Source organism: Methanosarcina mazei S-6 (assembly GCF_000970205.1).
GTDB lineage: Archaea > Halobacteriota > Methanosarcinia > Methanosarcinales > Methanosarcinaceae > Methanosarcina > Methanosarcina mazei.
Genome location: NZ_CP009512.1, coordinates 854,279 through 881,127, shown reverse-complemented (window position 1 = coordinate 881,127; position 26,849 = coordinate 854,279). Strand labels below are relative to the sequence as shown.

Genomic DNA, 26,849 nt, shown 5'->3' with positions numbered 1-26,849 from the left:
AAACCTGCATAATGATGACCACACATGAACGCGGCTCTATCCGGTACAACGCGGGAGAAAAAGAAATCAAAACAAATAATCCAATAATTTATAGAACATGATAAGATGGTGATAAGCATGACATCACAAGAAAAGAAGAAGGTCCTCTTTCTGTGCACCCATAACTCAGCCAGGTCCCAGATGGCGGAAGGCCTTTTGAGGGCTATTCATGGAGATAGATACGAAGCTTACAGTGCCGGCATCAAGGCCACAAATGTTGACCCTCGTGCTGTAATGGTCATGAAGGAGATAGGCATCGATATATCCAGTCAGCTCTCCAAAACTCCCAAAACACTCCAGAATATCATTTTTGACATTGAAGTCACAGTCTGTGATAGTGCCAGAGTGTCATGTCCGATATGCAGCACGGATCTGGACCTTCCGACAGAAATTCCCAGAGCAAGAGAAGTAATTCACAAAAGTTTTGAAGACCCCGCCACAGCCGTGGGATCAGAAGAAGAGCAGCTCGAAGTTTTCCGTCAGGTCAGAGACGAGATAAAATACTGGATTATTCAGACATTTGGGAAATGACCCGAAGTTAACGGATTATAGGAATAACTTTGAATAATATCTATGACGTGCTCCCAAAAAGATTTTAAATATCCAGCATAAAAAATAACACTTCTTGATTTTTTGCATCTTAACTTAATCAATATGACATGGCTTTTTATTTTTCAAACTCTAGAAAATAGCTTAATATTTAACTGATGCTATCGAATGTTTATGCATTTCTCGTTTAACTTTTTTACAGGAAATATATTAAATGGCAAAAGATTATAGAATTTCCACTGGAAATGAAGGGGTTTTGAAGTTGATAAATACTACCTATATACTTTCATCAATAGATCGTGTTTGTTGATTATAATATATACCAGCTCCCAATGTAAAAATCATATTAAGGGACATTATCTGTTCTTAGATATTATTGGCGTAGGCAGAAAATAATTAGACAATATAATAATCATCAGCTAAATTGAAAAAGATCTAACTTGACTGTAATTATTAAAGTAAACCATTTACTTTAATATCAGGAACTGGCCCAATATCCTTTTTACAAAAATCATATTTCTTTGCATTGAAAATATTCTTAAAACAAATACTGAGGAAAACAAATACTGAGGAAAACAAATACTGAGGAAAACAAATACTGAGGAAAACAAATACTGAGGAAAACAAAATACTGTGTAAATTATTTAAGAATACAGAAGAGAAGACTAAAGATAATGATTTTCAGAACATATTGCGTGATTTGGGTTTAAACGCAATATATACTTTCGTTAGCATCTTTGAGAAAAATATCTTTTAATATATTTGATGTTCTAAAGAACGAATATATGAATAAAAAAGATTATTGAATCCCAAAATTTTCAGGTTCAAATTTTCTTTACATTCATATTGATTGAAACTTCTGCGATATCGGCACTATATTCGGCTACCCTGCGCAGGCTCTCCAGAATCATGCTAAGTGCGATATTACGGGAACCTCCATCACCCCGGGACTCTAGAGAAATACCGAGCTGGGAAATATTTTTGGCATCCATAACAATTTTGTTTATAGCCCTGAGATCTTCTTCCTGCATCGAATGTATTGACCTTTCGAAAACCTTTCGTGAGAGTTCAGCCATTTTAAAAATTGGGTCATCAGCGTTTATATTTGCATCCATTTTCAGGGCATTTGTAGCTATTTTGACTGCGTGATCTCCCATACGCTCGATGCTCTTTGTAATAAGCCTGTAGCCCAGGCAATCTTGCGGATTCCCAATCTCAATTTTTTCAGCAATTTCGGCTTCATTAAGTGAAATATTGAGCTGGCGGACAGCAAGAAGATAAAAACGATCTACGCCATCATCTCTCTGGATCACATCTTTAGCAATTTCCACATTATGATCCCGAAGAGCTGCCATTGAATCCACAAGCATGGAAATTACAAGTCCATACATATTTTTGATTACTCTGCCAAGAGGAAGATCATTGTAATTAAGCAAGCACAGGAAGACCATTTCATTACTGGATTCTTCCACAAGCTCGAGACCTATGAGTTTCTGGCGCACAGAGTCTTTGATAAACTTGCGGTCATAAGCAGTGAAACCTTTGTCAGTAGCCAGTGTAATAGAATCATAACCCGCCAGATAATAAGAGATAAGAATCCTTAGATTGTTTTCCACACTATCCGGGAGAATATAGTCGATTGTTGCTTTGCGGGTAGTCTGTTCTCTTGAGATCTCACCGGGAGAAACAAGTATGGTTCTATTAGGCATGGTTATAAGATTAAGCGTGTCTCCGGCTTCAATCCCAACATCCCTTACCCATTTCATAGGGAGGGAGACTACATAAGAAGAATTTCCGGTAAACTGGACTTTTCTCATATCTTTAGTAATAAAAATCCCCCTGAAGAGGTTTTAACTGGTTTGTAAATATGTATAAAGAGCCGTTCTTAAAAACAGAATTATGTCCCTAAACCTGGATTTTTAGTTAACCACGCGATTTTCTGATAGGAGAAATACTTCTGAAATCCTTGCTGAGGCACTAACAAAGTTTTTTGACTCATCCCAAAAATAATTGAATTAGTAGACATCGGGCAACCAAAAAATCGGTTCAGTTAAGTTTGACATGCTCAGCCGTCGTGAGGTAAACCACGCTCTCACAAATATTACAGCAATGGTCAGCAATCCTTTCAATATAGCGAATCAGGAAAAGCAAATATGTGGCTCTGGAAATAATGCTTGTATCTTTTGCCATCATTTCTATCAGCTCAACCCAGACTGCATAAAAGAGTTTGTCTACCTCATCATCCCGGGCTGCTGTTTCCCTTGCGAGTCTGGGGTCATGATTTTTAAAAGCCTTAATGGAATTCTCAAGCATATATGCTGTAATATCTGCCATTTTTTTTGTGTCTATAAGAGGCTTTATATGGCCGCCTTCAATTTTTCCGGGTATTCTGGCAATATTGATCGAGAGTTCCAAGATTCTTTTAAGATCTGCTTCAATCTTAATTGCGGACACGACAAGGCGGAGGTCACTTGCCATAGGCTGCTGAAGCGCAAGAAGATCAAAAATAGAAGACTCAATCCCTTCCTCAAGTTTGTCCACTCCGGGCTCAAGGGCAAGAGTCTTATTGGCAAGCACAACATTGAGGTCCATAACTGCTTCCATTGAGTCTTTAAAGATCAGTTCAGACATTTCTCCTAAAGAAAGTATGGACCTTTTGAGGAGGTCTAACTGCTGAAAGTATTGTACTCTAATCATTTTAATCATCCGAACCTGCCAGTAATGTAATCTTCAGTGCTTTTTTCCCTGGGATTTTGAAAAGATTCGAGCCGATCTGAGGTTTCATTCCAGGTCGGGGCCGAACGAAGGCAACCTTCAATTGGAATTTCACCTTCGACCCTGCAATTTTTGATAAGATCATTCATCCTGTTTAAACAACGGATGGAGGTGGATTTACCGCAGCCGGAAGGACCTATAAGAGAACCGAAGAAGAGAAGCAATAATCCGAACTGCCTGTTAACTGGCGTTGGATACCAGAATTTTCCTGTGAGGAAGTCAAGAAGGGACGTTTCTTTAAAGAGAAGTAAACTGTTCCTGAACAAAAAAAGGCATATAAGGAAAAGGATGACGACCTTAAGGGCGCTTACTGAGAAAAGCGCCGACTCAATCGTCTTCTCCTTATAATTCCTGCTAAACATGTTTTACCTTAAAGTGGTTTTATTGTAACAGCTTGTAGGTTTTTATTACTGATCTGCAGGGAAGTACCCTACTTCAGTTACCAGGCTCTGTCCTGTTTCGCTGAGTACAAAGTCAACGAATTCCTTCGTAAGGCCTGAGGGTTCACCATTGGTGTAGAAGTAAAGAGACCTTGAAAGAGGGTATGCACCGCTAAGCACATTTTCAGAGCTCGGGACTACAGGACCATTTCCACCATCAAGGTTCAGAGCTTTTACACTTTGATCAAGGTATGCAATGCCTATGTAACCGATTGCATTGGTGTTTTGAGAAACCTCTCCGACTATTCCCCCTGTTGCAGGCTGGGTAAGTGCATCAGGTCTGTATTCATCTCCCTGTAAAACCTCTTCCTTGAAGTATTCGTAAGTCCCTGAACTGCTGTCCCTGGAAATTACCACAATCTCTGCGTCCTCTCCGCCTACATCCTGCCAGTTACTAATTGTTCCATTGTAGATGCCGCGCAGCTGGTCAAAGGTAAGTTCAGAAACAAGGTTCCCGGGGTTTACAACAACTGAAATGCCGTCATAAGCAATTGTTGTCTCCACAGGGGTGATGCCGTTAGACTGAGCAGCTTCTATTTCTTCAGCTTTAATTTCTCGCGACGCTGTAGCAATGTCAACCTCACCGTCAATTAGAGCTGTAATCCCAACACCTGAACCGCCGCCGGTGACAGTTACACTTTTGTCAGGGTTTTCAAGCATGAATTCTTCAGCTTCAGCCTGAGCAAGGGGGAGAACCGTATCTGAACCTTTCAGAGAAATACTCTGTGACTCGGTTGAGGAGGTTTCAGCTTCAGGGGCTTCGTCTGAGGTGACTTCAGCTTCAGTGGCTCCAGCGGAAGAGGTTTCCTCAACCTGGGACTCACCACTATCATTTCCAGTGCATCCAATTCCCAGAAATACAAGTCCAAACACCAGTAACGTAAGGACTGCGTATGTTTTTAATTTATTTACCATGTTACACATACTCCATTAAAAATACAACAAATCAACAATTTACATCCTAAATGATACAGTACACTACACAATTGAAAGTTCATATATAAAGATTCTCGACATAATCTATTTTGCACTAAATATGGATATAGGCATATATAGTAAAACAATATAACATATAGAAATTGTATAAAAAATCAACAATGGATGTACAGCATAAAAAAATAATTAATACTGTCCGGGATGAGAGATTCAAAAACCCATTTCTTAACATCGCACCTACAAAAGCTTCATAGCTACTTTTCTGATAAGTAGCTTTACTGTTCATTTCCAATGGAGCTTTAAAGAAATAGTTTATGAGTTTTGGATAAACTTACAAAACCCAGAGTTATAATATAACTCCCATATAACGTTATGATTTGAGTTTACACTTTACCAACCCTGGTAAAAACATATAAAATATCCAATCATAATAAGTACTAGTATTAAAACATATAGATAGTTAAGTAATATACAAATATAAGTAAAACTATCCAGTTATAAGAGAGAATAATTAGCCTATTATCACCCTCACCACATCATAAACCATTTAGAATTTTCTTCTTAAAATAATAATCTTCTTTTAAGTAATAGGCGCAAACAGGGCTTTTTTTATCAAGATATTTATCAAGATATAATAGTAACCTGTTGTTAGAGTTTTGATAACAAAAAATTTGAAGGCAAATTTCCGCCAAAAGAAGAGGAATTTTTCGAACCTGATTAGTAGACGCTGATTTCTTCGAACTAAAAACTTAAAGGCTCAAGAAGCTCACAGGCTTCAATTTGCAGGAGGCGATCTTAAGTTAAAAACTGACATACTTCCCATGCAAACTGCGGAGAAGCTTTTTCCCTGGCTGCACGCTTACTGAAGGCGTTACGAGCCAGGACTTTTTGAGGGGTATCAGTGCGCCCTTTCCCTGCATCTCTTTCTGCAGAGAATTGACCAGTATCTTTTGGCGTCAACGCTATATTAAAGGCAGCGTTGACATCGGCATGGTCAACGTGCCCGCAGCAGGGGCACTCAAACCGCTTGCTCTGTCGGTTGCCTGTATGTCCGCAGCGGCTGCACTTCTTGCTCGTCGCATAGGGATCAATATAGACTACCTCTACCCCCCCGCAACCTGGCCTTATATTCAATAAACTGCTGGAGCTGGAGAAAAGACCAGTTGTTCAGGGAATATTCATTTGAACAAGTAAGTTTTTTGTCTTTGTTTTGATCAGGCTTACCTTTTCCTGCACCATTGGATTTGCTATTGAGTTTCCGAATTCCTTTCAGGTTTTCAAGTTTAATTCCACTTCCATTATATAGAGCCAGGTCCACAATCTTCCGGCTTATTTTATGGTTCAAATCCTTTACAATGTTCTTTTCGCGTTTTTTGACAGCTTTTAGTTGTTTATTTTTACCGCTATTACTGAGACGGTTCATTATGTTCTGGTATTTTTGATGTATATGGTAACGCATTTTTCCCAGCTTCCAGACTTTACCTGAATCAGGGTCTGCTACAACTGCTATATGCCCCATGGTATTTCGATCGACTCCTATATAGTACCCGAAACTTTCTGGTTCTTCATCTGGAAATACCACTGCTACATAAGCATAGACATTGTCAATTTCTATCTGGGAGACTTTGTTAAAGTTGTTAGAAAAACGATAGTTTAACAGGAGTTTCAAGCAGGGAATAAAAAGGGTTCTTTCATTCCTGTCGACAGATACAGCCTTCGAAGGTATGATTAATTTCACATTTTTTATGGATCTGAGGTTCTGGTTCTGGGAATATTTCTTGATGATCTGGCCGGATATTATTGATTTCAATCCTATGTGCTTGACATCTTCTGGCGAAAAAGATCCAGAAACCGTAAGTGGATCAGGCATGGATAAAGAATCAAGAAACTTAGGAACAGAGAGAATAGTTGAGAATTCACGAAAAGACTCAGAAGAAGTAGAAAACGAGGATGATAGCGGAGATGAAAGAGGATAAATGGGAAATTGAGGATCAGAGGAGGCATTGTTTTGTACAGGGGAAGGATTCGGGCTGGTTTTTTGAGTTTGATGTTTGATACAGAACTCAACAACCTTTTGCGCCTTTCTTAATTCCTCTGAGAAATCTTGATTGTGCTTGACTTTATAGGTCAGTATCATCCAGGCTACTGCTCCAGTGTCAATATTTATTATTCATATTTCAATTTTGTAAGTACTATGGCATTCAGATTTTAAGAAATGAGCTATGCAATAAATTATACACATCTCCAGGCATCACGGATATGCATTGCATTAATTCCAAGACTTTGAGGGGCGTAGATATCATTTTCCGGAGTGTCTCCAATTGATAACACTTCCCAGGGTTCCAGTTTAAGACCATCGAGAGCCATTTTGAAAAGCCTTGTATCAGGTTTTTTAATTCTGTGGTCTGAGGACATGATAATAAAATTAAAACGATCATATAATCCCAGGAAGTGGAGTTCCTGTTCAGTAAAAACTCTCTGAGCATTTGAAACAATGCATTTAGGAACGTTCCGATATTTATCAAGCAGACGAAGGCTCTGGGGGTAAGCCTCAAGTTTCTTTAAAGATGAAGTCCTGAAAACCTTTGCAGCTTCAATACCGAGCCAGAATGGGTTGATTTCTCTAAAAGCATTTTCTGCACAAATTTCGGCAAAAATTTCTTCTATACGGATATCAGGGTATTTCTGCCCGGAGTTGCCCAGTCTACCTATTACCTTCCACTTGTATTCTTCTCTGAGCCTATCAGGTTCGATTCTTACTCCCTGATAGAGTAACCATTTGCTTACTTTTTCGTTTGTTTCCCAGCTTCCCTCATCAGTTCTAATATCAATGAGAGTTTTATAACAGTCAAATATTAAACCTTTAATTTTTCCATTTTGGAGCATGGAAATTCTCCATATTATTTTTAAATTTTATGGATGTTACTTTTGCATGTAAGAAACTTACATTACTACAAAGATCAGCCCTTAAGTATATAGATTTTGCCAATATATTATATTTAACACATATACCCCTATATATTTAAGAACTGGATAGGCAAAAAGAAAAATAAGGATTAAAATGTTGAAAAAAGAAGTTTTAGCTTAATAGAGTTGTTTAACATCCATCGTAAACAATTTTACCGGGCACTGACTTACAAGGCACTTACTTCTTTCTTTTCTTAGAAATAAAAAATGTATATAGGGTTTTAGCTCAATACTTTAATCAGATAGCTTTAGTCAGATAGGTCTTGACCAGTTTCCATACCTTATTTTCAGGAGATTTAATTTGGTAATAGCTTACACTGTCAGATTAACGATTTTTTCAATTCTAGAAACAAGAGGCTTTTCAGACCTCATATACATATAAGCGGGCAGCCCGGATCTGGAAAAGTTCTGAAAAAAGCTCATTGTCAGACTGTTAACTCTGGGAAATTTTCTAATTCTTTCATTTGCAAAGAGAGCTATCAGCCTGTCAAATGTCCTTACATTGGTGGTAAAACTTTTTTCTTCCCGCGCATTTCTATCCATAGAGAAAACCAGTTCAACCCAGGCGTTCAGCTCCTTAGTAAGGTGTCTCAGGGCTCCTCCTTCAACTACTATATATGACCGACCATTTTTGATATTATCAAAATATTCCCTGAAAGAATCCCCTTTTGCAAGAGTGTAGACTGCTCCCATGCCGCCTGTATGGCTGTCCGTGGTGGCGGCAAGCCCTTTCCCATATTTTCGAGCAAGTGCAGCCGTAATGAGGTTTTTTTCCGTTAAGTCCTGCATGTTATACTCTACTACAGGAAACTGTTTTATTAGTTCAGGCACAGGCCGGAGATTGGGTCGGTCTCCTGGAGCAAACCAGAAAGGATGGTTGTATACGTGCGGAAGATTGTGAGCTCTGAGGTAACGAATAAAGCTTTTGAAATCATGTTCCTGGTTGGCGATAGCCTCAAGTTCTCCGAACTCTTCCGGGTCAAGCTCAAAAACATTAACGTGAATAGTATGCCCTACATTTTCAGGGTCTTTGATTGAAATCTCAACGCCTGGGACAAGACCCTCCTTATCCCACCCCAGCAGATCATATGCTTCAACAGTATCATGATCTGTAAAGGTCACAAAATCAAGCCCCTTAGACTTCGCTTTTTCAAAAAGAACTGCGGGGTGCATTGCCTGTGCCGGAGGGACGTCATAGGAACAGGACGAGTGAACATGCAGGTCTACTTTTTTCCATCCCTCAAGGAGCAGAGTTTCTGCAAGCTCAGAACTTACCGTTGACTTAGAATTGTTTTCGGGTGTTTTTTGCATTAACAAACACGACCATTTTATTCCGCTCTTTTGTACGAAATTTTCTAGAAAAATTCTTATCCAGTGAAAAGAATGGAGACAAAAATATAAAGAGATTTCGCTGAAAAAGTATATTTTTTTAATAAATATAGACATTCAGAGTAAAATAAATTTATTTTCAAAAAATAATTATATGAAAAATATGAAATTGAAGGGGCATATGAAAGGAAAAGTAAGAAAAAAGAAGACAATAGGTATTTTCAGGGCAGAATATCCTGTAAAAATGCTTTAAATTTGAGAAGCTGAGATTAGAAGTATGTAGTTAAGAAGCAAATACCAGTAGATAAAACGATCATTACATAGAAAGAAGAAAACTATATATACAGGAGAAGACTATCAATAGTTGGTAGCGTGGGACCAGAAAAACGAACACCCAAAATATACGAACAGACCAGAAAACGTGCCATCAGTGAAGAGCTTATAAAAATCTCCCATGTTACTTCCTTCTAGATGGATTTTACCTCAAATCTCTTCTTTTTATTTTTCAAATTAGACAGACTGCTCGAAGCTTATAGGCTCATTTTCGAAGCTGCTATAAATCTACAGGAAAGGGTTTAACTTAAGAAAGTTTAACTTAAGAAAGTTTAACTTAATAAACATATTTATTTTTAGAGATTACGCCAGGGAAGGGCGATAAGAATATGAAAATCTTACTGTTCATATGCGGAGAAGGGCTTGGACACACAGGGCGTTGCCTCTCTCTGGGGAAAGAGTTCCTGGCAGCAGGGCATGAGGTTAATTTTGGAGCTTATGGTTACTCAAAGGGTCTGGTGCAAAAAACAGGTTATTCGGCTTATGAAATTCCTTCGGAAATAAAATTGGCCGGAGAAGCAGGGACCTTTGACATAAGGAAATCCATTAAAGAAACACTGAATAACCTTTCCCCTTCCGGGTTCAGAAAAATCCTGAGGTTGATAGAAAAACTGGATCCAGATGTAGTGCTTTCGGATGGGTACTATACAGGCATCCTTGCTGCGCAGAAAAGGAAAGTCCCTGTTTATTTCATAGGGCATCAGTTCAATATGGAAGAATTTTTTTGGAAAAAGGGACTCTTTGCAGGAATTGCAGGGATATTTGTCAAAAGGTTTTACAATTACGTATTCAGCAGTGTTGATGGGATAATAGTCCCTGATTACCCGCTCCCTTACTCTGTGAACCGAAAAAACTTCACTATCTCCAGGGCTGTCAATGATAATATATTTTTCAGCGGCCCTCTTATCCGGTGCAGATACCAGGAAGCTGGAGAAAAAGCTTTCAAGCGCCCGAATGTACTTTCAACAATAGGGGCTTTCGGGTACAGGGCCGCCGTATTCAGGAACGTACTTGAGGCTGCAAAACTGGACCCCAGTATCTATTATACCTTTATCTCAGGGCCTGAAATAGATCCGGAGCAGTTTTCAAAAGTTCCGGAAAACGTTGAATTCACGGGTTTTACAGAAAATCCTTTTCCTTATTATAAAGGCTCTGATCTTGTTATTACTGCAGGCGGGCACGGAACCATTATGGAGAGCCTTGCCTTTGGGCTTCCCATACTTTCCTTTCCGGACGAAAAACATGCAGAGCAGGAGAATAATGCCTCAGTCCTCGAAGAGGCGGGGTATGGAAAGAGGATGAGCTATCTGACACCCCCTGAGGTTATCCTGGCCTGTATCCGGGAAATCTTTGAAGATGAAAATTACAGTAAAAAAACCCGAAGGCTAATGGAACTTGCCGAAGTTCTGGACGGACCTGCCGCAGTCCGAAAATTTCTTGAAGAAAAACATAGAGGGTAACCCGCGAAAAAAAACCAGAGAAAGAAGAAGCCCTGAAAAAAAAGCAAATAGAAATAAACACATTAAGAAAAATGAAAAAATTTCCGTAAAAGCGTCCGGAAAATAGCCGGCTCGGGGAAAAATGTAATCCTTGTTACTCACAACCTTCAGGACGCTATCCCGGAAATAAGCCGTATGGTCCTTATAAAAGAAGGAAAAGTCTTCAGGGATGGAAAGAAGGAAGAGGTCCTGACAGACGCAAACCTCTCGGGGCTTTTTTCTTTACCGGTGAAAGTCCTGAAAAAGAAGGCTACTATCAGGCACGGAGCTAAAAGGAACAGGAAATTAAAAAACCTTGTTTTCAGCTAAGAGTTATTAGCTCTCCCGGTAAGGATATTTATTAATAGTCCCTGGTTGAGCCTGTATTATGACTGCAATGGGCATAATCGGCTGCAGGGTATTCGAGGACGAAATTGTCCACGTGCTTTCAGGTGACCCTGAAGTGGAAAGGGTTTACCTCGTAAAAAACAACGAAAATATAGGCTTACAGGACAAACTTAAAAATCAGGGTCTTAAACCTCTGGCACTGCCTGTCCATGAAATAAAATCCTGCCTCAAGAAAAGTGATGGGTTCAGTGTCATCGTCCAGCTTCAGGAGATAGGACTTCATTCAGACCCTTCCAGGCTCAAAAACAAAACATATACAAACCTGAGCCTTATGTCAGGTTTTACGGACGGAATTCTCCTTTTTTACGGGCTCTGTGGGCATGCTTTTTCAAAGATGCGGAAAGATTTTGCATATACAGGGTGCTCTCTACAGCTTCTTCAGGACAGAAGCACAGGAGGAACAGCCCGGCCTCTTGACGACTGTATTGCAGCAGCCCTTGGAGGCAATTCCCGCTATCGGGAAATTCTTAAAAGCTATAGTGATACCTTTTTTTTAACTCCGATGTGGGCAGTAAACTGGAAAAGCGCTTTCGGGACATTTGAAGGAATGATAGGGGGCTTTGAGTTCACCCCGGAAAACCTGAGAGAACTCGGGTATCGAAGAGTAGCACGAGTCAATACAGGGCTCTCCTACGAACCTGATTTTGAAAAAAAGATAGAGGAATTTGCTCTTAACTTCGGTTTTGAGATTATAGAACTTGAAGGCAGCACTGAAATTGCACAAAAATCATACAAAATGATGCAGAATATGCTGCTCAGGCCGCTTAAAACTTGAGAATGTTTCAGGCCAGCTTTGAAATTAGAAATTGTCCTGAAAGCATTATACCGGGTTATTGAAATATACCTGAGGATTAATCAGTGTATTTTTTTAACGCTCAGATATATAAGCAGTGCAATATATTTCTCATAGAGAGATATCTATTAAAAATAGGAAAATATTATTCCGGACACATGCTGGTTGCATGAATTGTTTCAGGGACCTCCCTATCAGTTTTTAAAAAAGAAATAGTAAGTTGCACGTGCCAGAGGAGCTTAAATGCCGGTAATAACCATATTAGGGTGCAGGATGTTCGAAGACGAGATAATGCACCTTCTGGAAAACGATCCCGAGATTGAAGAAGTGCTTGTAGTTGAAAATGAAGACTGCGTGGGCATAATGAAAAAGATGGCTGAAACAGGACTTGTATATACTGCTCTTTCCCCCGAGAAAATCCCCGAAAAGTCTTCAGAGGCAGGAAAAGGCCTGACCCTGATAGTTTATATGCTTGAGCTTGCCCTCCACGCAATCCCTGAAAACCTTAAAAAGACCGTTTACTCAAAAGTCGAGCTTATGTCTTCCTGTTCGGACGGGATTCTGCTATTTTACGGGCTCTGCGGAAACGTGCTCGGGAAAATTGAAGAGGATTTCAAAGACCTTGGCTGCCAGGTCTGCATACTGAAAGAAGAAAACGGAGAAATCGTTGACGACTGCATAGGCGCCGTTCTGGGTGGGAGGAAACAATACCTTGAAGTCCTGAAAAGCTGCAAAGGAGTGGGGACCTTTTTCCTGACACCCATGTGGGCTGTAAACTGGAGGGAAATGATAAGAACCTCAGGCCTGAGCCAGAACCCTGACGATATATCCATGTCAAAGTTCGTCTTTGATTACGCAGGCTACAAAAGAGTTGCAAGACTGGACACGGGACTTGCTTATGAAAAAGATTTTGATGCCTGCGTAAAAGAATTCTCAACACTCTTTGAGTTTGAAGTTACGGAACTTGAAGGGACTTTACACCTGATAGAAAACTGTTACGCAAAAACAAAAGCCTCGGTATTCGAAGCCTGCCCTCGCTCGCAGGCCTGAAGCCTCTTATCCGAAAAGCTTTTTCCCGGCTCTATTTTCCCGTCTTAGCCGGGCTTAAGTTTCCCGGCCCTTATCCTGTTTATTTCCTCCTTCCTGCTTATACCCTTCCTGCTTATACCCTGTTCCTGCTTATACCCTTCCTGCTTATTCCCCCTCCTGCTTATTACCTCTCCCTGTTCCTGCTTATTCTCCCTCCTGCTTATTCTCCCTCCTGCTTATTTCCTTAACTTCCCGTCTTCATCAGTTTCCTTTATCAATTTATAGAGATAATAAATATTAACAGCAAACTAAAAATTAACACAGAATCTAACAGTAAAAAGCCTGAGGGGGAATTCAGGAATTGGGAAACCATTTCATAATTATTGCAGGAGAAGAGGCAGGGCCTGCATCAAACAAAATGGGCGGGATCTGGAACGTCATTGACGAAGAAGCGCATACTCTGGCATCACTTTTTGATTCCGGAAAAATTAAAGCAAAAGAAAATACGGAAATCCTTGTCGCAGGCCCTTATTTCGGGCACAGGGGCGCAGACTGGAACCGTGGCCTGAACAGAATTACTGATATGGAAGGGCTTGCCCCTCTGAGTTCGGACGGGGAGCTGGAAAAATGCCTGAAAACTCTTGAAAGCGAAGGCATTAAGGTCTTCACAGGAGAGGAAATGGCAGGAAAGATCAGGATAGGCTACATGCAGTTCCAGACCTCGGATTATGGGAAAATTCGCTCATCATATATGGGAAAAGAGATGACTCTCGAAAGCCGCATCAAAGCCGAAGCCTATGAGCTTCTGGGGCTTGATTCCCTCAAATATGAAAGCCTTCCAAACGGTGCGGAATATACCCATTACCTTTCCCTTTCACACTCAATTTCAGAGCTTATCCGGCTTCTTATCGGTTCGGCTCCAAGAACTGCAGACACCTGGGCAGAAGAAGGTGCTGGCAAGGACCTTATTCCCTGTCCCGGGATTTCCCTTCACTGCCACGAGTTCGGGACATTTTATGCGCCTGCAAGACTTAAAAAACTGGGGATCCCGATAAATACCGTTGCGACTCTGCATGCAACCCTTCCGGGCAGGGCTGCAGGATACAGCTCCATCCAAAAAAGGAGAAACAATGACAGTACATGGCCTCCTGGTGTGCCTGAAAACCTTGCCTCACTCGAAGCCCTTGCCCTGTATGCGGATACCGTTACTGCGGTAGGGGAGTCTACCCGCCAGGAAGCCAGGCTTTTTTACGGGATAAACGGGATTGTCATCAGAAACGGGATAACCATTGAGTCCGAAAAAATAGACTGGAATAGAAAAGAACTCTGCCTCTCAGGGATCAGAAGCTTCCTCTCCGAAAACCTGTACAGGTATTACGGAGGGGAAAAAATCGAGCCCGAAAAGATCATCCCTATTTTCACAATCTCCCGCATAGAGGTTGAAAATAAAGGATACCCTGACCTTCTGGACTCCCTTGTGGCTCTTGAACACATAATAAGGAACAGCATTCTGGAAGGGCATATGGAAGAGAAAATAAAGGTCATCTGCTTCCTTGTAACAGCAGAAGGCCCGAAGGCTGACCTTCCCGAAGGATTTCCTGTGCACCTGCCAAAAGATGTGCTTGTGGGAAACGAACTCAGGCTTCAGCAGATGATAGAAGAAAGAGGGCTGGATTTCCCAAAACTTGTAAGAGGGAAGCATTCAGTTGCTGCTGTCCTCTACCCCCAGATAATCTCAGAAACAGACGGAGGGCTGGGTATGGGAGTAAGGGACTTTATGGCAGGCTGCTGTGCCGGGGTCTTCCCCTCTCGCTATGACCCTTTCCTGCTCACAGGGCTTGAAGCAGGAAGAGAAGGGACACCAAGTGTGGTAAGCCGGGTCTGCGGCTTCAGTGATGCCATAAAAACCATCGAGTCCCTGATAGAGGGCCTGGGTGGAGTGATAGTGGTGGACAACATAGACCTCTCCTATTACGAAACGGTCCTTGAATATGCCCTGGCAATCAGTTACTTTACCAGAAACTTCGTAGACGATAGAGTAAAATACAAACTGCTCTGCAGGGAGGCTTTTCTCCTTGCAAAGGACATGGATTGGAGAAAGCCAGCTGAGCAATATTATGAATTGATCAGCGGAGCTCGCTTCTGTATGCGGGAAAATGAAAACCCCGCAAAAAGCAAAAACTAAACAGGGACAGGCGGAAAAAACTGGCTGAAAGAAAAGGTTGAAGAAACTTATTTAGGACTTACGCACTTGAGGTAAAAACCACATTCAATTGGCTTTATGGTTAAATTTATGTTTTATACAGTTGAGGGTTTATTGCTATTGATTTCTCAGTTCAACTGCGTAAGTCCTATTATTGAAAAAACTGGCTGAAAGAAAAGGTTGAAAAAATTTATTGAAAAAAATGGATGAGAGAAGAGGATTAAAAAAAGATTGAAAAGCTGGCTGAAAGAAGAAGGTTAAAAGAAACAGATTGAAAACAGCAAGCCGGAAGGAAAAATTGAGATACATATATTGAGGTCTCAGGATGTCAGAAATAAGAAAGCATTATTTCCTCTGCGAATACTGTATAATTGCCGAAGAGAGGGCAAAAAGGCCTTCAGACTTTGCAGTGGCATCCGGGGGTTCCGGAAAAAACGGTTCTGGAAACTGTGTATTCTGCGGGGGAAATGAAGAAAAAACACCTCCTGCAACTGCTGTATATAAGAATGGGGAAATCTTTGCCGATACAGGGGAAAAAAGAATATCCGGCTGGGATTTCCGCTGTTTTCCAAACCTTTACCCTGCACTTTCTCCTTTTTCAACCCTGCCGGAGTCCCGTGAAAAAGACCCTGAAGTTATTCCGGGATTCGGCTTCCATGAAGTGATAGTTGAGTCTCCTGTGCACGGGAAAAGACTTGAGGACTTTTCGGATGCCGAAATCTCAGGTCTGATGAATGTCTACAGGGACAGGGTATGCCACTACGCGGCTCATGAGAAAATCTCTTACGTATCCCTTTTCAAAAACTCCGGAAAAGAGGCAGGCGCTTCCCAGGACCATCCTCACAGCCAGTTAATAGCCCTGCCGGTTTGCCCTCAGCTTGTTGAAAAGGAGCTGGCAGCCATAAGAGGTTTGAAAAACTGCCCTTACTGCACTCTCCTTGAAAAAGAAAGAGTTTCCCCGCGCTTTATCTTCGAAAACAGCGGTTTTATAGCTTTTGCCCCTTATTACTCAACCGTGCCTTTTGAGGTATGGATTCTTCCGAAAAAACACATAAATTTTCTTGGAGGGCTCGATTCGGGGCTCCTTTTTGCCCTTGGAGAGATTTTAAGGGATGTGATCGGAAGATATTCAAAAGTACTTGGAAACCTGTCCTATAATTATATGTTCTATCAGCTTTTTGAAACTCCGGAGTACCACCTGAACCTCAGGCTTCTTCCCAGGCTTTCCACAGCTGCGGGATTTGAACTTAACACAGGGATTTACATTAATACCGTTTCTCCGGAAAAGGCAGCTTCATACCTGAAAGGAAATGAATGAGCCATCTGAAAATAAGTTCAGAATATATAAAAACGGGGTGAAAGGCTCAAACCCTAAACATGTAGAAAAAACCAGAGATATGTTTATGTATAATAAATAAGGAATAAAGTTAGGGAAATATAGAGATTACATCTTTAACAGGAAAAATTGCCCTGTAACAGGTAGTTATATTTAGATAAAATTATTTAGATAAAATTGGTTGGACAAAATCTTTTGGACAAAAATCCTGTTACAAATAGAGTGCGAGAAGGATTTTTTAAGAGGGGAATGCGCACGGAAAAATTAAGTAGGAAAAGGCACAACCTGAGTTTACCAATCCGGAAAATAAGTCTGTTCCGGTAAACTGGAAGGTTTGAACAGGACGGGCTGGGGGAAGCCTGTAACTTTTGAAAAACCGTGGTATCCTTCACTTAGACAAAAAGGAAAAAGTGAGTTTATGAAAAAAATTCGAATAGGAATGTTTAGTTGGGAAAGTTTGCATTCAATACGTGTTGGAGGGATCGCCCCTCACGTGTCCGAACTCTCCGAGGCCCTTGTAGCTGAGGGGCATGAGGTTCACCTATTTACCCGAGGTCAAGAAAATAATGATGATATAATTAACGGAGTCCACTATCACAGGATCGCATGCGACCGGACTGGAGGAATAGTGGAACAGATGAACAGGATGTGTGACGGCATGTACTGCCGTTTCCTGGATGTCCGGGAAAAGGCAGGAGAGTTTGATGTCCTCCACGGGCACGACTGGCATCCTGTAAATGTTCTCTGCAGAATTAAAGCCCAGTTCGGGCTGCCATTTGTCCTGACCTTCCACAGCACGGAATGGGGGCGCAACGGAAACCGCCACGGAGACTGGTGGGAGGCAAAAGAGATCTCACACAGGGAATGGCTTGGAGGCTATGAAGCTTCCGATGTAATTACGACTTCCAGAGTTTTGAGAGAGGAAGTCCAGCACATATACAAAATTCCCGATTACAAGATGTGGGAAATCCCTAACGGAATAAATGTGGGAAAAATAAAAAGACAGGTTGACCCTGGAAAAATAAAAAGAAACTATGGGATACACCCCTGTCTCCCTGTGGTGCTTTTCACCGGGAGGATGTCCTATCAGAAAGGGCCTGACCTGCTCGTTGAAGCCGCAGCAAAAGTCCTGAGGAAGCGCGATGCCCAGTTTGTTCTCATAGGAGAAGGAGAGATGCGGACCCATTGCGAATACCAGGCTCAAAAGCTTGGGATTGGGAATTCCTGCAATTTCCTCGGCTACGCACCAGACAATACCCTTATAGACTGGTACAATGCCTGCGACCTTGTATGTGTCCCGAGCCGGAATGAACCCTTCGGAATAGTTGTGCTTGAAGCATGGGACGCACAAAAACCGGTCGTTGCGAGCGATGCAGTCGCTCTTGTCGAAAACTTCAGGACAGGAATCATTGCTCATAAAGAGCCATCTTCCATTGCCTGGGGTCTCAACTACGTACTTGAAGGACTCGGCCGCAACAGGATGGGAGAAAAAGGTTACGACCTCCTGAAAAAGAGATACAATTGGGAGACAATAGCCAGAAAGACCATTGAAGTATATGAAAAAGTTATGGAAAAAATGAGTATTTAAAGAATTATAAAAAATTTAAATTTTCGGAAAAAATTAAATACTGAAAACTCTGAGCATTTTAAATCTGGAATATTTAATATAAGTAATTGAAAAAAGATTTAAAATGTTTGAAGAAAAGTGTAAGAGGAAGATGTGGTGTAAAGAAAGAAGTTATATTGCATCGTCCTCATCATCTTCATCGAATTCTTTATAACTGTCGCTGCCTACCATTGCTGCTGAGATAGAATCAATCCCGTCAAGCCATTCTGCAACAATTCCGTATGGAAGATCAGCCATTACCTCTTCCGGCAGGGTCTGCCCTTTGAGCACGATTGCACCGCACTGTGCAGTGTAATCAAGAGCGAGTTCAAGGTTATCCGAGGCTTCGGCATCAATTGCTGCTTTTATAAGCTCATTGATATCTGCTCCTTCCTCGTAGTCGCCCATGGCATAGCATTCAAAGGCGACGAGCGCGCCCATTAAAGAGGTCTGTACCGAATCAATCATAAGGTCAATATCCTCGGAAATAGGTTCGACCTCGGCAAGAACGATATCTCTGATCTCCTCAAGAATATGTAAAGTCATTTCTTTGGAGAGCATCTCCTTTTCAAAGCGTGCGGTCACTTTCAGGCAGGCAAGAATTACATCATCTACCATATTAACGAATACAGCACTTTCCTTGCTGGCTTCTTCTTCAGACTCTTTGATCTGAAAACCGCTTTCCTTTGCCCGTCCGAGCCAGTTTTCCCAGCGCTTTTGGGTATAAAATTCATAGGGGGGGACCTGGTTCATTTCATGTTCAGGCACTTTTAACACCGCTTATAAACCTTTTTTATTAATAATCAGTCTTACTATTACTAAAAGGTGTTTGTTTATGTTCACCATGCAAGCTTTACCTTTTTCAAGGAAATGCCGGCTTCGCATTTTGAATCAAGGCTCTCGAGGACCTCTACAATTTTGCATTTGTCCCCTTTTATAAGCCCTTCAGGGTGGCATGTCTCATACTCAGCACACTCTCTCTTGCCACATTTGGCGGGCTCATACATAATTTTTGCCCCTTGAACTGCTTTTCTGGACTCCACACTTGTTGTGATGGGAGCCCTGCTGACATCCACCGCAAGAACCCCGCTGTCGTGCAGGAAACATTCGTGTATATCATTGCTTTTAATTCTAACAACTTTATACCTGCGACCGGGTTCAAGGTTAAGGCAGGTGTTCTTCAAACGGCATTTCTTGCATTCAGGCATTTCACCTTTGAATATGAATTCCAGACCTTCCCTTGCCAGCCGTGATCCGATGAGTGTTATTTTGGTATCGCTTTCTGTCATAATAGTTCTTCCATTTAAATTTTTTTCGGGCCTTTTCTGAGTTTTCAGGATATACCTGAGTTATCCCAAAAATTTTGAGTCCGGTACTGAATCCTGGCATGAAATAAGGCTTTAGAGTTGGATTATCCCGAATAAGCCGAATTCATCAACCAGATAAATCATTTGAATTTGAATGAACAATTGATCATGATTAAATCGAATCCTGCGTTAAAAGATTCTGCTTATTTATAGCATATTGCTTCGTGATGTTTTGGAGAATTGATAATTTTCTATTTCAGCCTGAATAAAACAACTTTTCAATTTATGACCTTTGTGATTCTTGCAACTTTCTCAGCTGCCGAGAGCGTCAGACCATTTCCGAGAATGGTGTATCTGTCCGGGCGGATGCTGTGCGCCTGCAGGAGCGCTTCAATTATATATTTATCCTCTATGCCGAGCTCTTCAGCATTCGTGGGAGCCCCGATTTTTTTCAGAGCATCCCTGATCTCCTGCCAGTTTCCTCCGTGCAGGTACATCATCATAATTGTACCAACCCCGCACTGCTCTCCATGAAGCGCAGCCTTTGGGGCAATCCTGTCAAGGGCATGGCTGAACATATGTTCCGATCCCGAAGCCGGCCTTGAAGAGCCTGCAATACTCATTGCGACCCCGTTTGAGACCAGAGCTTTTACCACAAGCCTGGCTGAAGTCTCATGGTCTGGCTTTATTGAATCGGCGTTTTCTATTACCACCCTTGCTGCCATTCTGGAGAGGGCAGCAGCGTATTCCCCGAAATACTCGTTTCGGAGACGGCTTGCAAGCTCCCAGTCCAGGACTGCGGTATAATTGGAAATGATGTCTCCACAGCCCGCTGCAAGGAACCGGTACGGAGCGGCCGAAATAATTTCAGTATCCGCAATCACAGCAAGAGGTGCCTGAGCCTGTATGGAAGCATTTTTTCCGTTGTCTATTACCGAGGCGCGAGAAGATGCGATGCCGTCATGAGAGGCTGCCGTGGGCACGCTGATAAAGGGAATTTCAAGCCTGGTGGAAGCGAGTTTTGCAAGATCGATAGACCTGCCGCTTCCCACCCCGAGCAAAAAGGTCGCTTCCGTATTCAGGGCTTTTTCCATTAATTTATCAACTTCTTCCATGGTTGCCCTGCACGTAAGGACCGTTTCCGTACTGTTCCCTGCGTCCTCCAGAAGTCTGCTGACTCTTTTGCCTGCAACATCCTGAGTAGTGCTTCCGGTGACTATCAGCGCATTTCCTTTGAGTTTCAGGTCCCTGCAGACATCTCCCACTTCTTCAAGGACGCCGTGCCCGACAAGCACGTCTCTTGGAAGCTGCATCCATTTTGCGCTGTTTTTATTAATGGTCAATTTCATACCCGCATGAATTTTTGATCGTGATAATGATAATTTATAATAGAGTTAATTAGAGTTAATTGATTGAGTATATAAACCCGGCTTAAACCATCCAGTCAGTGAGTAACCCGCTTGCCGGGAATAATAAATGCACTGTTATGTCAAATATCTATATTTATAAAGTATTTAACACCAGCAGATATCTGCCAGCAAATATCTATAAACTGAGGCTGCGGATAATAATGCCTGCAGAATACATAGGTAACTTACGAAAGATAGTATACATAGTTTAATAGGGAAACTTAATTCTTTAACTTAATCTCAAAAGAAATAAAGGAATGACTCGGGTAATTAAAACCTGAATTCTTTTTCTGGTTTTCAGTCCGTTTGGTGTTTCAGCCCATTTGGTGTTCCAGCCTATTTGGTGTTTCAGCCTATTTGGTGTTTCAGCCTATTTGGTTTCTCAGTCAATTTGGTTTCTCAGTCATTGGTTCTTCTTCCGGAAATGTCAAATTTCAAAGCCTGTTTCAGGTTAAATGCAGATATTTTTCCAGAACACAGGAGTTTATTCAGGGTAATTTACTTAAACCAATTCTCTCTATTGACATGTCTATAAACACTTACTTAAAACACTTACTTCACATGTCTATTAGCACTTATTTGACATGTTTATTAACACTTACCGCAGATGTAACTGCAAAGGTAAATTATAAAAAGATAGTTATATAATGCACATATAATATAAGACTCTCACAATGTGTTTGCTTTTTATCAAAGTTGAGCCTGGAGAAAGCAAAGAGATATCTGTAATTAAACCGAACACGGTTCACGGTTGAGCCACCATACCCGGAATTAAAAGATAAATTTATTCCAGATTATAATGCAGTAAACATATTCAGCTATATACTGTGAGTATTTATTCAGCTATACTGTGAGTATTAATTGTATCAGGTCATTGCCATTTTAAATGAGTGATAAGATGAGTTTTTTAATGGAAAAAATTTCACAATTTATCAATACCTATTATCTTGACCCCATAAAGGGCGATGAGGGGTATAACATTGTAAACACATTTACCTGGGCAGTGGTACTGGGTATCTGTATTTTCGGGGTTTTCAGGCTTCTTGAAAAGATGGAAGTGAAGATAACCCCAAAGTTCATTCTCTCGCTCCTGCCATTCGTGCTTGCGGGCTCCTCCCTGCGTGTGCTCGAAGACTCGCCTGCTAACATCTTTCACCCCCCTTTCAGCTATTTGCTTATAACTCCGAACATTTATTTCCTGGTCTTCGGAATAACAGTGATCTGCCTGTGGCTCTCAATAAGGCTGCAGAAGGCGGGGCTTGTAAAGGATTATCATCCTGCCTTTGCAGGCTTCGGGCTGGCATGGTTTTTATTGAACCTCGGAGCCCTGCTGTATTTTGAGGACATTGTAGTCCCTTACGTTCCGGTTTTTGTGCTTGGGGCAGGTACAGGGCTAACATTTGTCTTTTATCTGGTTGCCCGACACTTAAAATCCGCGATTTTCACTGATCCCCTGAACCTTTCCATCCTTCTTGCCCATATGCTGGATGCTTCTTCGACATATATAGGGATAGATAAACTCGGGTATTTCGAAAAACACGTGCTCCCCTCATATCTTATTAAACTTACGGATACTGCACTGGTTATGTATCCATTGAAGATAATTATCTTCGTAGGGGTTCTTTACGCACTTGATACCCAGTTCGAGAAAGATGATGAGTCAACCAACCTGAAAATGCTGATTAAAATGGTCATCCTGATCCTCGGGCTTTCTCCGGCAACCCGGAATACAATCCGGATGATGCTTGGCATCTGAAAAGTCAGGAAACAGGTGCCTCGCTGATACCGGGGTTCAATGTGTCAGGTTTTATTGGGGATAAACATGGAAAGAGAAGAAGAATATTCACGGGAAAAAAACGGAGAAATAATAGCAGAAACTCCTGACGGGGGGAAGGAAGAAAAAGCGTACCCTCCGCAAGAGAATGCCTATCTGGCTGGCAGCAGGGAAATAAAATCCCTGCCTGAAGAGAGAGGCGCCTCAAAGATATCAGAATTTACGGGCTACCTGCGCTTCATCCAGCCTTATGTCCTTTTTATTACCTTTGTGTTCTTCGGGGCTTTGCTTGCAGGTTATCATTCATCGGCAAATTTTCCGGAGATGGCGGACCAACTCATGGAAGGGTTCAGTGCCCGTTTTGCACCCCTTCTTGCAATGCCCCCGATAGTCATTATGTTCGGGATATTTCTGAACAATGCCTTTGTAAGCCTGCTTTTTCTTGTGCTGGGGCTTGCCCTTGGCGTCCTTCCTGTACTGTTCATCGCTTTCAACGGGTATATTGTGGGAGTTATCTCGCATATAGTAGCCCAGGAAAGAGGTCTCCTTTTTATAGTCCTTGCTCTCCTTCCTCACGGAATCGTGGAGCTGCCTATGGTTTTTCTGTCAGCCGGAATAGGGCTCAGACTGGGGCACCAGGTTTTTGCCGCCCTTATAGGCAGGCCTACTGAAATAAAAAAAGAATTTAAGGAAGGACTACAATTTTATTTTCGCTGGATTTTGCCACTTCTCTTTCTGGCAGCTATAGTTGAGACCTTTATTACACCTTTGATCCTGAGTTTCCTCTAAAAATCAGACAAACAGAGCTGCCGTGAGAGGGCAAACCAGCCCTTCACCATACCTTTATTATATGCCCCCCTCAGCTTACCCTATATTTATAAATGATTACTTCTATTAGAAAGGGTTTTAATAGGTAAAGCCGTTAATGGGGAAAAATCCGATCAGAACTTTTGTTTAACAAAATACGGCAGGCTAGCACAGGGACCTGCATTTCAGGAAATACTGCTTCAATACAGATCAAAAATCACACAGGCCAGTGCCTGATCACCATCTCACGGAAGTATCACTACCTCGAAAAAGCTGAGAGATATCACATATGATTGACAGGAAAGAAATAAAGGAAATTGTTGAAGGCTATTACGCGCACGCTGATAAGATAAAAATAGGGGCAATTGCCTCACACTCAGGGCTCGACATCTGCGACGGAGCAGTTGAAGAAGACTTCAGGACCCTTGCAGTCTGCCAGGCAGGAAGGGAGAAGACTTACACTGAATACTTCAGGGCTCAGAGAGACCATTACGGAAGAATAAAAAGAGGGATTGTCGATGAAACAGTTGTATATAAGAAGTATAATGAAATCCTTCTGCCCCAGAACCAGCAGAAACTGGTTGACGAAAAAGTGCTCTTTATCCCTAACCGTTCTTTTACTTCCTACTGCAGCATAGATGAGATTGAAGATAATTTCAGGGTCCCCATGGTAGGAAGCAGGAACCTTTTGAGAAGTGAGGAACGCAGCGAACAGCAGAGCTACTACTGGATCCTCGAAAAAGCAGGGCTTCCTTTCCCTGAGAAAATAGAATCTCCAGAGGACATCAACGAACTCGTAATGGTAAAACTTCCACACGCAGTAAAGAAACTCGAGAGAGGCTTTTTTACGGCTTCAAGCTATAAGGAATACCAGGAGAAATCCGAAGCTCTTATAAAGCAGGGAGTAATTACGCGCGACGCCCTTGAAAATGCCAGGATAGAGCGTTATATCATAGGACCAGTGTTCAATCTTGACATGTTCTACTCTCCTATCGAGCCGAAAATGAGCAAACTGGAGTTACTTGGCGTTGACTGGCGCTTTGAGACTAGCCTTGACGGGCATGTAAGGCTTCCTGCCCCGCAGCAGATGGCTCTTGCACCTCACCAGCTCACTCCTGAATATACGGTCTGCGGACATAACTCTGCGACACTTCGTGAATCTCTTCTTGACAAAGTCTTTGAGATGGGAGAAAAATACGTAAAAGCCACTCAGGAGCACTATGCGCCTGGAATTATAGGATCGTTCTGCCTCCAGACCTGTGTGGACAAGGACCTTAATTTCTATATTTATGATGTGGCCCCGAGAGTAGGCGGCGGGACAAATGTGCATATGTCAGTGGGTCATTCCTATGGCAATTCACTCTGGAGAAAACCGATGAGTACGGGCAGAAGGCTTGCCTTTGAGATAAGACGCGCTCTGGAGCTCGAGAAGCTTGATATGATCGTCACATAAATTTATTAAGGCTTTCCGGCATTAGTAGATATAAATTGTGCAGAAACCGTAAACTTTAAAAAGATCTCCTGAATCTGCGGGATTCAAGCAGTAATGAGATCTCGCTTTGAGTTACAATTACAATAAACCAAGGATCACATAATAAAATTAAGAATCAGACCAGGTTTGAAATTGAAATCTGAAAGCCCCAGGGAAGAAAAAAGTCCTGAATGCACAGATTTCGGAAAAATACCTGCCTTATATCAGATTATTTTCACTCTACTGGAGGAAACTACAACTTGAGTCAGCCCTGTGTTAATATCGGCATGGTAGGTCATGTCGACCATGGAAAAACCACACTTGTTAGAGCTTTATCCGGCGTGTGGACGGATACGCATAGTGAAGAAGTAAAAAGAGGAATTTCGATAAGATTGGGGTATGCAGATTCCCCATTCATGAAATGCCCGAAATGTCCTGAACCTCAGTGTTATACTGTCGAAAAAACCTGCCCTAACTGCGGAGAAAAAACGGAAGAGCACAGGACAGTTTCCTTTGTAGACGCTCCCGGGCACGAAACCCTGATGGCAACCATGCTTTCCGGTGCTGCAATTATGGACGGGGCAGTGCTTGTAATTGCCGCAAACGAAGACTGCCCGCAGCCCCAGACAAAGGAACACCTCATGGCCCTGGACATCATCGGGATTAAAAACATTGTTATAGTCCAGAATAAAATCGACCTTGTGTCAAGGGAAAAAATTATCGAGAACTACCACCAGATAAAAGAGTTTGTCAAGGGCACTGTTGCCGAAAATGCACCTGTAATCCCTATTTCTGCCCAGCAGAATATTAATATTGATATTCTCATCGACGCCCTGGAAACCCAGATCCCGACTCCTTCCCATAAAGTAGATAAGCCAGCCAGCATGCTGATTGCCCGGTCTTTTGACATTAATAAACCAGGTGCTTCAATTGAGGAAATCCGCGGAGGAGTTATAGGAGGAACCCTTACCGAGGGCGTGCTTCATCCCGGAGACGAGCTTGAAATCAGGCCTGGAATAAAGGTCACAACAGAAGGCAGCACCAGATGGATCCCTATTTTGACCACGGTTTCATCAATTTATGCAGGAGCAACAAAGGTAGATGAAGCAACCCCCGGAGGGCTTCTTGCCGTAGGAACTTATCTTGACCCTACCCTGACAAAGGGAGACTCCCTTACGGGGCAGATGGCAGGTGTTCCGGGTACCCTTCCTGAAACAAGGCACCAGTTTGTTATGGAGCTTCATCTTCTGGACAGGGTTGTGGGAGTTACCAGGGAAGAGAAAATTAATGAAATCAAGACCAGTGAACCCCTTATGCTCAACATAGGAACCGCTACAACTGTAGGTGTGGTCACAAGTGCCCGGAAGAATGAAGCTCAGGTGGCACTCAAGCGTCCGATAAGTGCAGCCATAGGAGCTATGGTTGCGATCAGCAGGAGAGTCGATTCCCGCTGGCGGCTCATTGGAGTAGGGGTAATAAAGAGTTGAAAATTATAATTGACACCAACGGATTCATGATCCCTGTCCAGTTCGGAGTGGATATCTTTGAAGAGCTGAAAAGGCTGGGTTTTAATGAGTTCTATGTGCCTGAAGCTGTTGTATTTGAAATAGAAAAACTCATAAAGCGGGAGAAAGGTTCAAACAGGACAGCCGCAAAGGTTGCCAGGTCCATGATGGAAAGGTGCATGCGGATCGCAGGCAAGGGACCTGCTGATGATGTGATCCTCAGGCTCGCAAAAGAGATGGGAGCGGCTGTTCTGACAAACGATATAGGGTTGAAGCGCAGGCTTGCTGAAAGCGGGATCCAGACCATATCCCTGCGCCAGAAAAACAAACTGGATTTTGTTTGAAAAACCCACCG

General features: G+C 42.1%; 23 protein-coding genes and 1 pseudogene. 13 read left to right on the top strand and 11 right to left on the bottom strand.

The genetic code is table 11. The features are described from left to right. Positions 1 to 117: 117 nt before the first annotated feature. Positions 118 to 570, top strand: a complete 453-nt coding sequence (locus tag MSMAS_RS03890; RefSeq protein ID WP_048046327.1) for an arsenate reductase ArsC — start codon at positions 118 to 120, stop codon at positions 568 to 570. Between the two features lie 842 nt (positions 571 to 1,412). On the opposite strand, the gene MSMAS_RS03885 is transcribed toward MSMAS_RS03890, so the two are convergent. The 8 genes and pseudogenes from MSMAS_RS03885 to MSMAS_RS03855 form a co-directional block, all read right to left on the bottom strand. Then, the gene (locus tag MSMAS_RS03885) at positions 1,413 to 2,405 is read right to left on the bottom strand and encodes a phosphate signaling complex PhoU family protein (RefSeq protein ID WP_011032526.1); all 993 of its coding nucleotides are present in this window, start codon (positions 2,403 to 2,405) and stop codon (positions 1,413 to 1,415) included. A 229-nt stretch (positions 2,406 to 2,634) separates the two neighbouring features. Further along, the gene (gene phoU / locus MSMAS_RS03880; RefSeq protein ID WP_011032527.1) at positions 2,635 to 3,294 is read right to left on the bottom strand and encodes a phosphate signaling complex protein PhoU; all 660 of its coding nucleotides are present in this window, start codon (positions 3,292 to 3,294) and stop codon (positions 2,635 to 2,637) included. 104 nt (positions 3,295 to 3,398) lie between these two features. Beyond that, a pseudogene (locus MSMAS_RS19145) lies at positions 3,399 to 3,725 on the bottom strand (hypothetical protein); the annotation flags it as partial. Between the two features lie 45 nt (positions 3,726 to 3,770). After that, positions 3,771 to 4,718, bottom strand: a complete 948-nt coding sequence (locus tag MSMAS_RS03870) for a PstS family phosphate ABC transporter substrate-binding protein (RefSeq protein ID WP_048046326.1) — start codon at positions 4,716 to 4,718, stop codon at positions 3,771 to 3,773. An 816-nt stretch (positions 4,719 to 5,534) separates the two neighbouring features. Next, positions 5,535 to 5,873 (bottom strand): transposase, encoded by a 339-nt coding sequence (locus MSMAS_RS19390; protein WP_230633340.1) that lies wholly within the window; start codon positions 5,871 to 5,873, stop codon positions 5,535 to 5,537. Further along, entirely contained in the window at positions 5,827 to 6,609 is a 783-nt protein-coding gene (locus MSMAS_RS19385; RefSeq protein WP_230633339.1) for an IS200/IS605 family accessory protein TnpB-related protein, read from the bottom strand. The genes MSMAS_RS19390 and MSMAS_RS19385 overlap by 47 nt, the downstream gene beginning before the upstream one ends. Positions 6,610 to 6,971: 362 nt before the next feature. Further along, positions 6,972 to 7,625, bottom strand: a complete 654-nt coding sequence (locus tag MSMAS_RS03860) for an HAD family hydrolase (RefSeq protein ID WP_011032531.1) — start codon at positions 7,623 to 7,625, stop codon at positions 6,972 to 6,974. Between the two features lie 393 nt (positions 7,626 to 8,018). Continuing rightward, positions 8,019 to 9,017 carry a PHP domain-containing protein gene (locus tag MSMAS_RS03855; protein WP_011032532.1) on the bottom strand — a complete coding sequence of 333 codons (999 nt, stop codon included), beginning with the start codon at positions 9,015 to 9,017 and terminating at the stop codon, positions 8,019 to 8,021. 680 nt (positions 9,018 to 9,697) lie between these two features. Here MSMAS_RS03855 and MSMAS_RS03850 point away from each other — a divergent pair. From MSMAS_RS03850 to MSMAS_RS03825, 7 genes are all read left to right on the top strand, one after another. After that, positions 9,698 to 10,828, top strand: coding sequence for a UDP-N-acetylglucosamine--N-acetylmuramyl-(pentapeptide) pyrophosphoryl-undecaprenol N-acetylglucosamine transferase (locus MSMAS_RS03850; RefSeq protein ID WP_048039823.1), 1,131 nt, complete (start codon positions 9,698 to 9,700; stop codon positions 10,826 to 10,828). Positions 10,829 to 11,002: 174 nt separating this feature from the next. Continuing rightward, positions 11,003 to 11,176: a hypothetical protein gene (locus MSMAS_RS19380; protein WP_226987682.1), complete on the top strand. Its 174-nt coding sequence runs from the start codon at positions 11,003 to 11,005 to the stop codon at positions 11,174 to 11,176. A gap of 58 nt (positions 11,177 to 11,234) precedes the next feature. Further along, positions 11,235 to 12,029, top strand: a complete 795-nt coding sequence (locus tag MSMAS_RS03845; protein WP_048037918.1) for a DUF1638 domain-containing protein — start codon at positions 11,235 to 11,237, stop codon at positions 12,027 to 12,029. 261 nt (positions 12,030 to 12,290) lie between these two features. Continuing rightward, positions 12,291 to 13,097, top strand: coding sequence for a DUF1638 domain-containing protein (locus MSMAS_RS03840; protein WP_048046325.1), 807 nt, complete (start codon positions 12,291 to 12,293; stop codon positions 13,095 to 13,097). A gap of 340 nt (positions 13,098 to 13,437) precedes the next feature. After that, positions 13,438 to 15,261, top strand: a complete 1,824-nt coding sequence (locus MSMAS_RS03835; protein ID WP_080927454.1) for a glycosyltransferase family 4 protein — start codon at positions 13,438 to 13,440, stop codon at positions 15,259 to 15,261. Positions 15,262 to 15,604: 343 nt separating this feature from the next. Then, a complete protein-coding gene (locus tag MSMAS_RS03830; RefSeq protein ID WP_048046324.1) occupies positions 15,605 to 16,597 on the top strand; it encodes a galactose-1-phosphate uridylyltransferase in 993 nt (330 codons plus the stop codon). Between the two features lie 436 nt (positions 16,598 to 17,033). Beyond that, on the top strand, positions 17,034 to 18,203 hold the full coding sequence (locus MSMAS_RS03825; protein ID WP_048037966.1) for a glycosyltransferase family 4 protein: 1,170 nt from the start codon (positions 17,034 to 17,036) through the stop codon (positions 18,201 to 18,203). Positions 18,204 to 18,353: 150 nt separating this feature from the next. Here MSMAS_RS03825 and MSMAS_RS03820 read toward each other — a convergent pair whose 3' ends face one another. The 3 genes from MSMAS_RS03820 to MSMAS_RS03810 all read right to left on the bottom strand — a co-directional run bounded on the left by MSMAS_RS03820 (position 18,354) and on the right by MSMAS_RS03810 (position 20,877). Further along, positions 18,354 to 18,989, bottom strand: a complete 636-nt coding sequence (locus tag MSMAS_RS03820) for a DUF2150 family protein (RefSeq protein ID WP_011032539.1) — start codon at positions 18,987 to 18,989, stop codon at positions 18,354 to 18,356. A gap of 71 nt (positions 18,990 to 19,060) precedes the next feature. Next, a complete protein-coding gene (locus tag MSMAS_RS03815) occupies positions 19,061 to 19,510 on the bottom strand; it encodes a UPF0179 family protein (RefSeq protein ID WP_011032540.1) in 450 nt (149 codons plus the stop codon). 296 nt (positions 19,511 to 19,806) lie between these two features. Further along, positions 19,807 to 20,877, bottom strand: a complete 1,071-nt coding sequence (locus tag MSMAS_RS03810; RefSeq protein WP_011032541.1) for an NAD(P)-dependent glycerol-1-phosphate dehydrogenase — start codon at positions 20,875 to 20,877, stop codon at positions 19,807 to 19,809. A gap of 958 nt (positions 20,878 to 21,835) precedes the next feature. Here MSMAS_RS03810 and MSMAS_RS03805 point away from each other — a divergent pair. The 5 genes from MSMAS_RS03805 to MSMAS_RS03785 all read left to right on the top strand — a co-directional run bounded on the left by MSMAS_RS03805 (position 21,836) and on the right by MSMAS_RS03785 (position 26,838). After that, complete coding sequence (locus MSMAS_RS03805) at positions 21,836 to 22,693, top strand: DUF63 family protein (protein ID WP_011032542.1); 858 nt, start codon at positions 21,836 to 21,838, stop codon at positions 22,691 to 22,693. Between the two features lie 66 nt (positions 22,694 to 22,759). After that, positions 22,760 to 23,500 (top strand): stage II sporulation protein M, encoded by a 741-nt coding sequence (locus MSMAS_RS03800; RefSeq protein ID WP_011032543.1) that lies wholly within the window; start codon positions 22,760 to 22,762, stop codon positions 23,498 to 23,500. Positions 23,501 to 23,807: 307 nt separating this feature from the next. After that, a complete protein-coding gene (locus tag MSMAS_RS03795; RefSeq protein WP_011032544.1) occupies positions 23,808 to 24,971 on the top strand; it encodes a formate--phosphoribosylaminoimidazolecarboxamide ligase family protein in 1,164 nt (387 codons plus the stop codon). A gap of 278 nt (positions 24,972 to 25,249) precedes the next feature. Continuing rightward, positions 25,250 to 26,476 (top strand): translation initiation factor IF-2 subunit gamma, encoded by a 1,227-nt coding sequence (eif2g, locus tag MSMAS_RS03790; RefSeq protein ID WP_048039828.1) that lies wholly within the window; start codon positions 25,250 to 25,252, stop codon positions 26,474 to 26,476. Beyond that, the gene (locus MSMAS_RS03785; protein WP_011032546.1) at positions 26,473 to 26,838 is read left to right on the top strand and encodes a PIN domain-containing protein; all 366 of its coding nucleotides are present in this window, start codon (positions 26,473 to 26,475) and stop codon (positions 26,836 to 26,838) included. The genes eif2g and MSMAS_RS03785 overlap by 4 nt, the downstream gene beginning before the upstream one ends. Positions 26,839 to 26,849: the final 11 nt, after the last annotated feature.